Source organism: Janthinobacterium sp. SUN176, assembly GCF_030587335.1.
GTDB lineage: Bacteria > Pseudomonadota > Gammaproteobacteria > Burkholderiales > Burkholderiaceae_D > Janthinobacterium > Janthinobacterium kumbetense.
Genome location: NZ_JAPWIA010000005.1, coordinates 48,387 through 62,817 on the forward strand (window position 1 = coordinate 48,387; position 14,431 = coordinate 62,817).

Annotated in this window: 8 protein-coding genes; all 8 read left to right on the plus strand. The window is 61.9% G+C overall.

Features of this window, described 5'->3' with window-relative positions; all coding sequences use genetic code 11:
* The first annotated feature begins 107 nt into the window (after positions 1 to 107).
* The 8 genes from O3299_RS24350 (at position 108) to mlaE (ending at position 14,369) form a co-directional block, all read left to right on the plus strand.
* A complete protein-coding gene (locus O3299_RS24350) occupies positions 108 to 3,212 on the plus strand; it encodes a DEAD/DEAH box helicase (RefSeq protein ID WP_251351534.1) in 3,105 nt (1,034 codons plus the stop codon).
* 49 nt (positions 3,213 to 3,261) lie between these two features.
* On the plus strand, positions 3,262 to 4,398 hold the full coding sequence (locus tag O3299_RS24355; RefSeq protein ID WP_305063378.1) for a HAMP domain-containing sensor histidine kinase: 1,137 nt from the start codon (positions 3,262 to 3,264) through the stop codon (positions 4,396 to 4,398).
* A 138-nt stretch (positions 4,399 to 4,536) separates the two neighbouring features.
* Complete coding sequence (locus O3299_RS24360) at positions 4,537 to 5,217, plus strand: response regulator transcription factor (RefSeq protein ID WP_034753797.1); 681 nt, start codon at positions 4,537 to 4,539, stop codon at positions 5,215 to 5,217.
* 155 nt (positions 5,218 to 5,372) lie between these two features.
* Entirely contained in the window at positions 5,373 to 6,080 is a 708-nt protein-coding gene (locus O3299_RS24365) for a transposase (RefSeq protein ID WP_305063379.1), read from the plus strand.
* Between the two features lie 194 nt (positions 6,081 to 6,274).
* The gene (locus O3299_RS24370; protein WP_099666074.1) at positions 6,275 to 10,975 is read left to right on the plus strand and encodes a glutamate synthase-related protein; all 4,701 of its coding nucleotides are present in this window, start codon (positions 6,275 to 6,277) and stop codon (positions 10,973 to 10,975) included.
* Between the two features lie 79 nt (positions 10,976 to 11,054).
* Positions 11,055 to 12,518, plus strand: coding sequence for a glutamate synthase subunit beta (locus tag O3299_RS24375; RefSeq protein WP_070257787.1), 1,464 nt, complete (start codon positions 11,055 to 11,057; stop codon positions 12,516 to 12,518).
* 262 nt (positions 12,519 to 12,780) lie between these two features.
* The gene (locus tag O3299_RS24380; RefSeq protein WP_034753922.1) at positions 12,781 to 13,590 is read left to right on the plus strand and encodes an ABC transporter ATP-binding protein; all 810 of its coding nucleotides are present in this window, start codon (positions 12,781 to 12,783) and stop codon (positions 13,588 to 13,590) included.
* Entirely contained in the window at positions 13,587 to 14,369 is a 783-nt protein-coding gene (gene mlaE, locus O3299_RS24385; RefSeq protein WP_034780952.1) for a lipid asymmetry maintenance ABC transporter permease subunit MlaE, read from the plus strand. The genes O3299_RS24380 and mlaE overlap by 4 nt, the downstream gene beginning before the upstream one ends.
* The last annotated feature ends 62 nt before the right edge of the window (positions 14,370 to 14,431 follow it).

Below are 14,431 nucleotides of genomic sequence, written 5' to 3' on the forward strand. Positions count from 1 at the left end.
TTAAAACTGCTCAAAGAGCGTGTGTGAATCAAGCCAGCAACGGCTGTATGGCGGATAATATTGCCTGTTGCCGATTTGGATACGACCTTTACACAAAAATGCGCCCCATGGATTTTACCCGCGACGAAACCAGTGAAACCCCAGTTGCCCCGGCCAGCGCGCCGGGAGCGCCTTTGCCGTATGCCGTCGCCACCTGGCTGCAGCGGGTGGAGGCAGCCGCCCATCCGAAAGCCGTGCTGAGCATTGCCGAACCGGACCCCAAACTCAACCAGCATCGATTGATCTACGTGCTGGCGCCCACCAGCGGTGGCCGCCACGTGGCCCTGTGCCTGTACAAGGCGCGGCTGCGGCCGAATGGCGACGTGGCGGCGGCTTCTCCCATCAGCGAAATCTTTTCCCTGCTGTCGGCGCCCCCCACGTTCCTGACGCCAGCCGACGAAGACCTCGTGCGTTTCTTCGTGGCCATGCGCAGCGGGCAGAATTCGCAGACGGGCAGCGCCACGGAGCCGAAGGGCAAGGTGGGCGCGGCCCTGCTGAAAATGCTGGCCGAGCAGGATAAATTGTTGTGGGCCAATTCCTGGGCCGACGTCGGCAATGGCCTCGTGTATCCGTTGAAGGAAGGTCCCGTGCGTCCCGCGCGCCTGTTCTGGCGCGACGAAGGCAAGACCATGCGCCTGGGCTGGCAAGTGGACCCGCCGGAAGGCGCGAAGCACCATGGCGCCGACCAGATCGACTACATGCTGCCCACCGATCCGCCGTGGTACATCGACAACCTGTCGTGCGGCGTGCTGGAACTGAACCAGGGCGGCTCCGACATTTCCCTGGCCGACTTGCAGGCGCTGGTGGCGCAGGCGCCGCCCCTGAACGCGAACGACAAGGTGCGCGTGTCGCAACTGCTGCTGGCGCAGGGCTTGCAGCATTTGATGCCGCTGCCGCAACCGTTGCCGCAGCGCTTGCGCAAGGATGTGCCGGCGCAGCCGGTCTTGCTGCTTGATAGCGCCATGCTGGCCGATGGCGGCGCGCAGCGCTGGAGCGACTTCGCCGTGCTGTCCTACGACTACGATGGCGAAAGAGTCTCGTTCGACCCGTCGCAGCGCGTGGTGCGGCAAGTGGGCGACGTGACGGAAATTATTCAGAGAAACACGGTCGATGAAGCGCGCGCGCTGGCCACCCTGGCCGAGCTGCAATTCAAGAAGCCTGGCTCGGCCCCCTTGAGCGGCTTGAAGGGCGCCTTGCAACTGCCTTCCCAGGCGGAATGGCTGCGTTTTGCAGAGTCCGGCATTGACGCCTTGCTGGCGCAGGGCTGGATCGTGGAAAAGACAGCCAAGTACCGCTACGACGTGAGCGACGTGGGCGACTGGTACGCGGAAATCGACGACCAGGACCCGGATAGCGGCAACGCCTGGTTCGAGCTGGAACTGGGCATCGTCGTCAACCACGAGCGCGTGCCGCTGCTGCCCGTGCTGGTACAGCTGATCCGCAACGCGCCCAACGATTTCAACCCGAAAGTCATCGAAGCGCATGCGGACGATGACCAGATGCTGGCGACCTTGTCGGACGGCACGCGCGTGGCCCTGCCGTGGGGCAGGGTGCGCCCCATCCTGAACACGCTGGGGGAACTGTATTTCAGCGACAAGATCAAACATGCCGTGCGCATGTCGACCCTGGATGCGGCGCGTCTGGAAGAGCTGGCGCGCGGCCTGGACATGCAGTGGACGGGCGGCGAGCAGCTGCGCGCCATGGGTCGCAAGCTGAGCCAGTTCGGCGCCGTGCAAAAAGTGGCGGCACCAGCCGGCCTGCAGGCGACCCTGCGCGATTACCAGGCCGATGGCCTGGCGTGGATGCAATTCCTGCGCGACCATGACCTGGCCGGCATCCTGGCCGATGACATGGGCTTAGGTAAAACCGTGCAAACCCTGGCGCATATCCTGGTGGAAAAGGAGGCGGGCCGTTTGACGCATCCGGCGCTGGTGATTGCACCGACGAGTTTGATGGGCAACTGGCAGGACGAGGCGGCAAAATTTGCGCCCGGCTTGAAGGTATTGCTGCTGCAAGGCAAGGACCGCGCCCAGCAATTCGACCAGATCGACCAATGCGATCTGGTGCTGACCACCTACGCCCTGTTGCCGCGCGATGAGGAAACCTTGCGCGAGCACGATTTCCACCTCGTCATCCTCGACGAATCGCACTACATCAAGAATACGCGCAGCAAGGCGGCGCAAAGCGCGGGCCTGCTGCGCGCGCGCCACCGCCTGTGCCTGTCCGGCACGCCGCTGGAAAATCACCTGGGCGAGCTGTGGTCGCAATTCCACTTCCTGCTGCCGGGCTTGCTTGGCGACGAAAAGACGTTCAACACCCAGTTCCGCCATCCGATCGAGCGCCAGGATGATCCGTTGCGCCGCATGCTCTTGAACCGCCGCATCAAGCCTTTCCTGCTGCGCCGCACGAAGGACAATGTGGCCAAAGAGCTCCCGCCGAAGACGGAAATGGTGCGCAAGGTGGAATTGACGGGCCCGCAGCGGGACCTGTATGAAACCGTGCGTCTGGCGATGGATCAAAAGGTGCGCGAAGAAATCGACAAGAAGGGCGTGGCGCGCAGCCAGATCGTCATCCTCGAAGCGCTGCTGAAACTGCGGCAAGTGTGCTGCGATCCGCGCCTGGTGAAATCCTTGCCGGCGAAGAAGCAGTCGGCCGGCTCGGCCAAGCTGCTCGACTTGATGCAGATGGTGGAAGACTTGCTCGACGAAGGGCGCAAGATTCTTGTCTTCTCGCAATTTACCAGCATGCTGGAATTGATCGAGGAAGAACTCGAATCGCGCGACATCCCCTACGCCTTGCTGACGGGCGAAACGAAGGACCGGGGCGCGCAAGTGGCGGCCTTCCAGCAGGGTGCCGTGCCGATCTTCCTGATCAGCTTGAAAGCGGGCGGCGTGGGCCTGAACCTGACGGCGGCCGACACGGTCATCCACTACGACCCGTGGTGGAATCCGGCGGCGGAAAACCAGGCCACGGACCGCGCCTGGCGCATCGGCCAGGACAAGCCCGTGTTCGTCTACAAATTGATCGCCAAGGGCACGCTGGAAGAAAAAATCCAGCTGCTACAGCAAAAGAAATCGGAGCTGGCACAATCGATCCTGGCCGAAGGCGAATCGCAAAAGATGGCCCTCACGCAGGAAGACTTGCAGCAGATTTTCGCCCCGCTGGAAGATTAACGTTGCTGCACGCTTATACTTGGCGATTCTTTCTTGCCAGGTATAACGCATGCTGCCCTTCCTGCCCTTTCTTGTATTGCTGCTGGCCGGCGCCATCCTCATGGCGCTGCGCTTCGTCCAGTTGCGCCGCGCCCTGCTGCGCGCGCGGGCGGGCGAAGCGCAGTTCCGCCTGCTGGCCGAACACGGTCGCGACGCGGCCTTCCTGCTCGACGCCGCCACCCTCGAATTGATCTATATCAGCCCCGCCGCGCAGCGCCTGACGGGATACGACTTGCCGGCCTTGCGCGCGCATGCGGCGCAGCTGGCGGCGGACGTGCCGGCCCGGCTGCAGCGCTGGCGCGACGGCGACGCCAGCCGTTTGACCCTGTTGCGCGAAGTGGAATTGCCGCACGCCGACGGCCACCTGCTGGCGCTGGAAATCCATTCCACCATCGTGCCCGCGGCGGCAGGGCGGGGCGTGACCCTGGCGGGTACCTTGCGCGACGTCAGCGCCGCCCAGGCGCAGGAAGCCGAGCGGGAAAAGGAGCAGAAGCGCTTCGCCTCGATGCTGTCGCATGAATTCCGCACGCCGCTGGCCACCATCGACGGCGCCATCCAGCGCCTCGTCTCGACGTCCACCGAGGCGGACGAGGCCACGCGCAAGCGCTACGTGAAAATCCAGACGGCCGTCGACCGTTTGTTAGGCATGATCGACGACTATTTGTCGCCCGAACGCATGGCGGCCATCGGCCGCGAGCGGGCCGCCGACGGCATCGCGCCGCTGGCTTTGCTGCAGCAGGCGGCCGCCACCGTGCCTGCCAGCCACCGCGTGCAGCTGGAACTCGACGAAGACTTGCCGGCCAGGCTGCGCTGCGACGTGCCCGGCATGGCCCTGTGCCTGAAAATCCTGCTGGACAACGCCGTCAAGTTCAGCCCGCCGGGCAGCGCCATCACCTTGTCGGCCAGGCTGGTGCCCGAGGGCGGCGTGGCGCTGTGCGTGCGCGATGCGGGGCCCGGCTTGCGGGAAGAAGAACTGGCGCAATTGTTCGAAAAAGGTTTCCGTGGAACCAATGCCACGCATCCGGGCGCGGGCCTGGGCCTGTACATGGCGCGCGCCGTGGTGGACGTGCATGGCGGGAGTTTGCAGGGGCATAATCTGCCCGAAGGCGGGGCACTTTTCCGCATTTGGCTGCCGCTTCCTGTCTAGACAAGGAAAAGCCTTGCTTCCGCTGAAGGCAACCGTGATAATTCCTTGACGTAAACCTATTGTGCCGTCCATCATGGTGTAGAAGTGCATGGCATGGTTTGCCCTCGGTGTGCTCACTAACGGAAGAATGGCGTAGCAATGACGAAAATACTGATCGTCGAAGACAATCTCGACTACGCCGAAGACATGGCGGAGTTCCTCGTTGAGCTCGAACACGAAGTCCATATCACCAGCTCTGCTGGCGGTATGTGGACGGCGTTGAGCCATGGCAATGTCGGCGTGGTCGTACTGGACCTGGGTTTGCCCGATGAAGACGGCTTCAACGTCATCCCCCGCATGCGCCAGCTATATCCGCAAATCGGCGTGCTGGTGCTGACGGGGCGTGTCGCCTTCGACAGCCGCATCCTGGGCTTGCGCCTGGGCGCCGACCACTATCTGACCAAGCCGATCAAATTCCCCGAACTGGCGGCGCACATCGAAGCGCTCGACCGCCGCGTCGGGCCGCAAGATCCCGTACCCGAGCCGGGAAAGTGGACGTTGAAAGTAAGTGCTCGCCAACTTGAGTTGATGGGCGCCGTCATCGCCTTGACGGAAAAGGAATTCAACTTCCTGCACTTGCTCACCATTAATACCCGTCCCGTGCCGCGCGACGTCATCGTGGCCGGCATGGGCGGCGAAGATCCCGATGCGGGCCGCCGGGTCGACATGCTCGTGTATCGTTTGCGCAAGAAAGCCAAGACGGGCCTGGGCCAGGACTTGCCGCTGCGCAGCGCGTATGGCGAAGGCTACAGCCTGTCGGCCAGTTTCAACCTGTCCTGATGACCTTGTTGCGCCGCCCGCAAGTGGCTGGCGCAATAAAAGGGACAGAGTCAACCGCTTTTTTCCGCATTTCAAATAAAACAGGGTCAGAGTCGTTCCTTGCGCTCGCAAGTGTGTAAAATCAAGGCCTTAGCCTTCTTTTTACCGATTCTGCCATGGCCCGTTTGCCCCGCCTCATCATTCCAGCACTGCCCCATTATGTGATTCAGCGCGGCAGCAACCGCCAGCCCGTGTTCCAGGACGCGGCGGACTACGCGCAATTCCTGTCCTGGCTGAAAACGGGGGCGAAAATGTTCAAGGTGGCCATCCACGCCTATGTTTTATTGCCTGATCAGCTACATTTTCTGGCCACGCCGGCCGATGCGACGGGCCTGGGACAGCTGATGCAGTGGCTGGGACGCTATTACGTGCCATATTTCAACCAGAAATACGGCCGCGAAGGCGCCTTGTGGCAGGGACGCTACAAAACTTCCGTCATCGATCCCGACAATTTCTTCCTCACGTGCTGCCGCTACCTGGAATGCGTGCCCGTGCAAACGGGCCTGGCGGGCCAGGCGCTCGATTACAGCTGGTCCAGCTATGCCCACCATGCGGGCGTGCGTCCCGATCCCGTCATCACCGACCATGCGCTGTACTGGGCGCTGGGCAACACGCCGTTCGACCGCGAGGCGGCGTATCTGCGCCTGTTCGAGCAAGGCCTGGGCAGCAGCCAGGTGAAAGTGGTGGAACAGGCTGTATTGAAGGGCTGGCCGCTGGGTTCCGACGCTTTCAAGCAGGCGCTGGAGCAGAAAATGCAGCGGCAAGTGCTGCCTGCCAAGCGGGGCCGTCCCCGCAAAATCGTGGCCGACGCGGCCGCCAATTAAAAAGCATTCGCATTTAAAACAAAAAATGGTTTCTTTCCGCGCTTTTATTGAAATTGCTTCGACTATGTCCCTATTAAATTTTTAGAGCAACAGAATCGAATTTAATTCGACTCCGACCCTAATTGTTGTAGTTGAGTTTTTTGTTGCGTTGCACTACTCTAGTTTTTCGATAGTCATATGCAGCGGAGAAGCCCATGAAAGCGCAAGGCCTGTACGACCCAGCCAATGAACACGATGCCTGCGGCGTCGGTTTCGTCGCCCATATCAAGGGCAACAAGACCCATTCGATCGTCGAACAGGGTTTGCTGATTCTGAAAAACCTCGATCACCGGGGCGCCGTGGGCGCCGATGCGTTGATGGGCGATGGCGCCGGCATCCTGATCCAGATTCCCGACCAGTACTACCGCGAAGAAATGGCCAAGCAGGGCGTGGAATTGCCGCCGCCTGGCGAATACGGCGTGGGCATGGTCTTCCTGCCGAAGGAACACGCATCGCGCATCGCGTGCGAACAGGAAATCGAACGCGCCGTGCGCATCGAAGGCCAGGTCGTGCTGGGCTGGCGCAACGTGCCCATCGATACGGACATGCCGATGTCGCCCACCGTGCGCGCCAAGGAACCGGTGATTCGCCAGATTTTCATCGGCCGCGGCCCGGACATCATGGTCACCGACGCGCTCGAGCGCAAACTGTATGTGATCCGCAAATCGTCGGGCCACGCCATCCAGGCCTTGAAACTGCTGCACGGCAAGGAATTCTTCGTGCCGTCGATGTCGGCCCGTACCATCGTGTATAAAGGCTTGCTGCTGGCCGACCAGGTGGGCGTGTACTACAAGGACTTGCAGGATGCGCGCTGCATCTCGGCCCTGGCCCTGGTGCACCAGCGTTTCTCGACGAATACCTTCCCCGAATGGCCGCTGGCCCACCCATACCGCCTGATCGCCCACAACGGCGAGATCAACACGGTGAAAGGCAACTTCAACTGGATGCGCGCGCGCGAAGGCGTGATGAAGTCGGCCGTGCTGGGTGACGACCTGCAAAAGCTGTTCCCGCTGATCTATGAAGGCCAGTCCGACACGGCGTGCTTCGACAATGCGCTGGAACTGCTGCTGATGGCCGGCTATCCGATCGCCCAGGCGATGATGATGATGATTCCGGAAGCGTGGGAAAACCACACGACGATGGATGACAACCGCCGCGCCTTCTATGAATACCACGCGGCCATGATGGAACCGTGGGACGGCCCCGCCGCCATGGCGTTCACGGACGGCCGCCACATCGGCGGCACCCTGGACCGCAACGGCTTGCGTCCGGCCCGCTACATCGTCACGGACGATGACCTGGTGGTGATGGCGTCGGAATCGGGCGTGCTGCCGATTCCCGAGTCGAAGATCATCCAGAAATGGCGCTTGCAGCCTGGCAAGATGTTCCTGATCGACCTGGAAGCGGGCCGCATCATCGACGACCAGGAACTGAAAAACACCTACGCCAACGCCAAGCCATATAAAGCGTGGATCAATTCGGTGCGCATCAAGCTCGACGAGATCAAGCTGGCCGAAGGGCAGGCGAAACAGGACCGCGCCCAGGGCGAAAAAGAGCAGCCATCGCTGCTGGACCGCCAGCAGGCGTTCGGCTACACGCAGGAAGACTTGAAATTCCTCATGGCGCCGATGGCCGTGGCCGGCGAAGAGGCGACGGGCTCGATGGGCAATGACTCGCCGCTGGCCGTCATGTCGAACAAATTGAAGCCGCTGTATAACTACTTCAAGCAACTGTTCGCGCAAGTGACGAATCCGCCGATCGACCCGATCCGCGAAGCGATGGTGATGTCGCTCGTGTCCTTCATCGGCCCGAAACCGAACTTGCTCGATACCAACAACGTCAATCCGCCGATGCGCCTGGAAGTGGCGCAGCCCGTGCTGGGCTTTGACGACATGGCCCGTTTGCGCAACATCAGCGCCCACACGGGCGGTAAGTTCAAGTCGTACGAGCTGGACATCTGCTACCCGCTGGCCTGGGGCAAGGAAGGCGTGGAAGCCTGCCTGGCCTCGCTGTGCGCGGAAGCCGTCGACGCCGTGAAATCCGGCCACAACATCCTGATCGTCTCGGACCGCGCCATTTGCGCCGACCAGGTGGCGATCCCCGCGCTGCTGGCCACCTCCACCGTGCACCAGCACCTGGTGAGCAAGGGCTTGCGCGCGTCCACCGGTCTCGTCGTGGAAACGGGCTCGGCCCGCGAAACCCACCACTTTGCCTTGCTGGCCGGCTACGGCGCGGAAGCCGTCCACCCGTATCTGGCCATGGAAACCCTGGTCGAGATGGCGCACGGCTTGCCGGGCGACTTGTCGGGCGACAAAGCCATCTACAACTACACCAAGGCAGTGGGCAAAGGCTTGATGAAAGTCATGTCGAAGATGGGCATTTCCACGTATATGTCGTACTGCGGCGCGCAAATCTTCGAAGCCATCGGCTTGAACAAGTCGCTGGTGGACAAATACTTCAAGGGCACGGCCTCGAACGTGGAAGGCATCGGCGTGTTTGAAGTGGCGGAAGAAGCGCTGCGCCTGCACGCGCTGGCCTTCGGCAACGATCCTGTGCTGGTGGACAAGCTCGACGCGGGCGGAGAATACGCGTTCCGCGTGCGCGGCGAAGACCACATGTGGACGCCGGATGCGATTGCGAAATTGCAGCATTCCACGCGCAGCAACAATTTCTCCAGCTATAAAGAGTATGCGCAAATCATCAACGACCAGAGCCGTCGTCATCTGACCCTGCGCGGCCTGTTCGAATTCAAGCTCGACCCGACCAAGGCGATCCCGCTCGACGAAGTGGAACCGGCCAAGGAAATCGTCAAGCGCTTCGCCACGGGCGCCATGTCGCTCGGTTCCATCAGCACGGAAGCGCACGCGACCCTGGCCGTGGCCATGAACCGCATCGGCGGCAAGTCGAACACGGGCGAAGGCGGCGAAGATCCGAACCGCTACACGCAGGAATTGAAGGGCATCCCGATCCGCCAGGGCGACACCATGGCGTCCGTCGTGGGCGCCGAGCAGATCGTCGTCGATATTCCGCTGCAGGAAGGCGATTCCATGCGCTCGCGCATCAAGCAGGTGGCGTCGGGACGTTTCGGCGTCACGGCCGCCTACCTGAACTCGGCCGACCAGATCCAGATCAAGATGGCGCAGGGCGCGAAACCGGGCGAAGGCGGCCAGTTGCCAGGCCATAAGGTGTCGGAATACATCGCCAGCCTGCGCTTTTCCGTGCCGGGCGTGGGCTTGATTTCGCCGCCGCCGCACCACGACATCTATTCGATCGAAGATCTGGCGCAGCTGATCCATGACTTGAAGAACGCCAACCCGCGCGCCTCGATTTCCGTGAAACTGGTGTCGGAAGTGGGCATCGGTACGGTGGCTGCCGGCGTCACCAAGGCGAAAGCCGACCACGTGGTCGTCGCCGGCCACGACGGCGGCACGGGCGCGTCGCCATTGTCGTCCGTAAAACATGCGGGCACGCCGTGGGAGCTGGGTCTGGCTGAAACGCAACAAACGCTGGTCTTGAACGGCTTGCGCAGCCGCATCCGCGTGCAAGCCGACGGCCAGATGAAGACGGGCCGCGACGTGGTCATCGCCGCTTTGCTGGGCGCCGATGAGATCGGCTTCGCCACGGCGCCGCTGGTGGTCGAAGGCTGCATCATGATGCGCAAATGCCACTTGAATACGTGCCCGGTGGGCGTGGCCACGCAAGATCCCGTGCTGCGCGCCAAGTTCTCGGGCAAGCCCGAGTATGTCGTCAATTACTTCTTCTTCGTTGCCGAGGAAGCCCGTCAATTGATGGCGCAGCTGGGCATCCGCACGTATGACGAGCTGATCGGCCGCGTCGATCTGCTGGACAAATCCAAGGCGATTTCGCACTGGAAGGCGCAGGGGCTGGACTTCTCGGCCATCTTCTACAAGCCGGAAACCCCGGATGGCCAGGCCTGTCGCCACGTGGAATTCCAGGACCATGCGCTGGAAAAGGCGCTGGACCACAAGCTGATCGCGCAAGCGCGCGCGGCGCTGGAAAAGGGCGAGCGCGTCTCCTTCATTTCGCCCGTGCGCAACCTGAACCGCACGGTGGGCACCATGCTGTCCGGCGAAGTGGCGAAGAAATACGGCCATGCCGGCTTGCCGGACGACACCATCCACATCCAGCTGCAAGGCACGGCGGGCCAGTCGGCCTGCGCCTTCCTGGCGCACGGCATCACCATCGACCTGGTGGGCGAGGGCAACGATTACGTGGGTAAAGGTTTATCCGGCGGGCGCATCATCGTGCGGCCGAATACGGAATTCCGTGGCTGGGCGGTGGACAACATCATCATCGGCAATACGGTGCTGTACGGCGCCATTGCCGGCGAAGCCTTCTTCAATGGCGTGGCGGGCGAACGCTTTGCCGTGCGCAACTCGGGCGCCACCACGGTGGTCGAGGGCCTGGGCGACCATGGTTGCGAATACATGACGGGCGGCACGGTGGTGGTCCTGGGCAACACGGGACGCAATTTCGCGGCCGGCATGTCGGGCGGCATCGCCTATGTGTATGACCCGGCGGGCGACTTTGCCAGCAAGTGCAACACGGCCATGGTCAGCCTGGACAAGGTCGTCTCCGCGGCGGAACAGCATCTGGACCGCGACGCCTGGCATACGCAGCACCGCGACGGCGTGCCGGAAGCGGATGAAGTCATCCTCAAGCGCCTGATCGAGCGTCACTTCAAGCACACGGGCAGCACCCGCGCCCGCGTCTTGCTGGACGACTGGGCCGCGGCGCGCGGCAAGTTCGTGAAAGTCTTCCCGAACGAATACAAGCGCGCGCTGATTGAAATGGCTGCCGATGCCGCCATGGAAGTCCAAGCCGTCGCCGCCTGAGCCAGCCAAGATCAATCGCATAGAGCAATGACAGGGAGCGGCCCGGCCGCTCCCAGCCAGCAAATACAAAGGAAACATCGTGGGTAAAATTACCGGCTTCATGGAATTCAAGCGCCAGGACGAACACTATCTGGAGCCTGCCGCGCGTCTGAAGAACTACAAGGAATTCGTGCTGCACTTGTCCGACGCGCAAGCGACCGTACAAGGCGCGCGCTGCATGGATTGCGGCATTCCCTTCTGCACCACGGGTTGTCCCGTGAATAACATCATTCCCGACTGGAATGACCTGGTGTACCGCGGCGCCTACCGCGAAGCGCTCGACATCTTGCATTCGACCAACAACTTCCCGGAGTTTACGGGCCGCATCTGCCCGGCGCCGTGCGAATCGGCCTGCACCCTGGGCATCCACGAAGATCCGGTCGGCATCAAGTCCATCGAACATAAAATCATCGACATGGGCTGGGAGCACGGCTGGGTCACGCCGCAGCCGGCAGGCTTCAGTACCGGCAAGAAAGTGGCCATCGTCGGTTCCGGCCCTGCCGGCCTGGCGGCGGCGCAGCAGCTGGCGCGCGCCGGCCATGCCGTCACCGTGTTCGAGAAGAGCGACCGGGTCGGTGGTTTGTTGCGCTATGGCATCCCCGACTTCAAGATGGAAAAGTCGCACATCGACTTGCGCGTGAAACAGATGGAAGCCGAAGGCGTGGTGTTCCGTACCAGCGTACTGGTGGGCAAGGATTTCCCTGCCCACGTGAACAACTGGGCCAAGGAAACCATTTTCCCGGAAGACCTGGAAAAAGAATTCGACGCCGTCATCATGGCCGGCGGCGCCGAGCAGCCGCGCGACTTGCCCGTGCCGGGCCGCGAGCTGAAAGGCGTGCATTTCGCCATGGATTTCCTGCCGCTGCAAAACAAGGTCAACGCGGGCGACAAGCTCAAGGACCAGATCAAGGCCACGGGCAAGCACGTGGTGGTGATCGGCGGCGGCGACACGGGTTCCGACTGCGTCGGCACGTCGAACCGCCATGGCGCCGCCTCGGTGGCCCAGTTCGAACTGATGCCGCAGCCGCCGGAACAGGAAAACAAGCCGCTGGTCTGGCCGTACTGGCCGACCAAGCTGCGCACCTCGTCTTCGCACGAGGAAGGCTGCGAGCGCGACTGGGCCGTGGCCACCAAGCGTTTCGAAGGCAAGGGCGGCAAGGTGGAAAAGCTGATCGCCTGCCGGGTCGAATGGAAAGACGGCAAGATGAGCGAAGTGCCGAACTCGGAATTCGAGATGAAGGCGGACCTGGTCTTCCTGGCCATGGGTTTTGTTTCCCCTGTACAACAGGTGCTGGAAGCGTTCGGCGTCGACACGGATGCGCGCGGCAACGTCAAGGCGACAACAGACGGCGCCGGCTGTTATCAGACCTCGGTGGCCAAGGTGTTTGCCGCCGGCGACATGCGCCGCGGCCAGTCGCTGGTGGTGTGGGCCATCCGCGAAGGGCGCCAGTGCGCGCGCGCCGTCGATGAGTTCCTGATGGGGGCTTCCCTGCTGCCGCGCTAAAATTAACGAGCAATTGGTCGTTTTTTTGCCAGGGCCACGGCGCGGAATGCGGCGTGGCCCTTGTTATTTTTACTTGTCAAGTCAATAGCTGTGAACATCGCCGGACAGGGACGCGATGTGCGGGCCAAATTTCCACTACAATATCTGACTTTCGATTCATTAGTGTTGTATTCTTCCCCTTTACGGGGCTGTCCCGAGGGGTGTCTCAGCAGAGGTTGGCGTTTCTGCACTACAATACGCCATTAAAATAGTGAGCTTCGTCGTGCCAAATCTTGTTGAGATCCGTGATTTACACTTTGCCTATGGAGAACGTTCGATTTTATCGGGCCTTCAAATGGATTTCCCACGTGGAAAAGTTGTGGCCGTCATGGGTGGCTCCGGCAGTGGCAAGACGACCGTATTGCGCCTGATCGGCGGGCAGCTGCGTCCCAGTTCCGGTTCCGTGAATGTCGACGGCCAGATCGTGCATACGCTGGGGACCGATGAGCTGTATCAGCTGCGCCGCAAGATGGGCATGCTGTTCCAGCACGGCGCTTTGTTTACAGACTTGACGGCGTTCGAGAACGTGGCGTTCCCCCTGCGCGAACACACGGACTTGAATGAAGAGCTGATCCGTACCCTGGTGCTGATGAAGCTGCACGCCGTGGGACTGCGCAATGCGGCGCAACTGAAGCCGGCCGAGATCTCGGGCGGCATGGGCCGCCGCGTCGCGCTGGCGCGCGCCATCGCGCTCGACCCCGAACTGATCATGTATGACGAGCCGTTCGCCGGCCTGGACCCGATTTCCATGGGCGTGACGGCGAATTTGATCCGCAATCTGAACGATGCGCTGGGTTCCACGTCTATCCTGGTATCGCACGATGTGAAGGAGTGTTTCGCCATCGCTGATTATGTCTATTTTCTGTCATCGGGCAAGATTGTGGCGCACGGCACGCCGGCCGAGATGGCCGTGTCGACGCATCCGTACGTCAAGCAGTTCGTCAATGCCGAGGCCGATGGCCCCGTACCGTTCCATTACCCGGGCAAGTCGCTGGCCGACGACCTGGGCTTGCAGGCGGGGGGCGGCCGATGATCGCGCGTTTCCTGGCGGCGATCGGAGCATGGTTGCGCAATTCGGTACAAGACCTCGGCTTTGCCGTGCGCTCGTTTTTCATCATCATCGCCTCGTCGGGCGGCCTGTGGCGCCGTCCGCGCTTGGTGATTGAGCAACTGTTCTTTATCGGTAACCGCTCCTTGGTGATTACCGCCGTCTCCGGCCTGTTTGTCGGCATGGTGCTGGGTTTGCAAGGCTATTACACGCTGACCACGTATGGCGCCGAGCAGTCGCTGGGCTTGCTGGTGGCGCTGTCGCTGACGCGCGAACTGGGCCCCGTCGTCACGGCGCTGCTGTTTGCCGGCCGCGCCGGCACGTCGCTGACGGCGGAAATCGGCCTGATGAAGGCGGGCGAGCAATTGTCGGCCATGGAAATGATGGCCGTGAACCCGATCCAGCGCGTGCTGGCGCCCCGTTTCTGGGCCGGCGTGATCGCCATGCCGATCCTGGGCGCCATCTTCACGGCCGTCGGCATCATCGGCAGCTACCTGGTCGGCGTGGTGCTGATCGGCGTCGATGAAGGCTCGTTCTGGTCGCAGATGCAGGGCGGCGTGGATGTCTGGAAAGAAGTGGGCAATGGCACCATCAAGAGCCTGGTGTTCGGTATTGCGGTGACCTTCATCGCGCTGTTCCAGGGGTACCAGGCACAGCCGACGCCGGAAGACGTGTCCGGCGCCACCACGCGCACGGTGGTCATTTCATCGTTGATGGTGTGGTGGCTGGATTTCATGATGACGGCGTTGATGTTTAGCAAGTAATTGCCGATCAGCGACAAAACAGCGGGCCTGGGCAAGATGTTGCGCAGGCGGCAGCAAGTAAA

Bases quoted from the DNA above. Each gene is read 5' to 3' on its own strand.
- O3299_RS24350 (WP_251351534.1), top strand. From the start codon at position 108: ATGGATTTTACCCGCGACGAAACCAGTGAAACCCCAGTTGCCCCGGCC.
- O3299_RS24355 (WP_305063378.1), top strand. From the start codon at position 3,262: ATGCTGCCCTTCCTGCCCTTTCTTGTATTGCTGCTGGCCGGCGCCATC.
- O3299_RS24360 (WP_034753797.1), top strand. From the start codon at position 4,537: ATGACGAAAATACTGATCGTCGAAGACAATCTCGACTACGCCGAAGAC.
- O3299_RS24365 (WP_305063379.1), top strand. From the start codon at position 5,373: ATGGCCCGTTTGCCCCGCCTCATCATTCCAGCACTGCCCCATTATGTG.
- O3299_RS24370 (WP_099666074.1), top strand. From the start codon at position 6,275: ATGAAAGCGCAAGGCCTGTACGACCCAGCCAATGAACACGATGCCTGC.
- mlaE (WP_034780952.1), top strand. From the start codon at position 13,587: ATGATCGCGCGTTTCCTGGCGGCGATCGGAGCATGGTTGCGCAATTCG.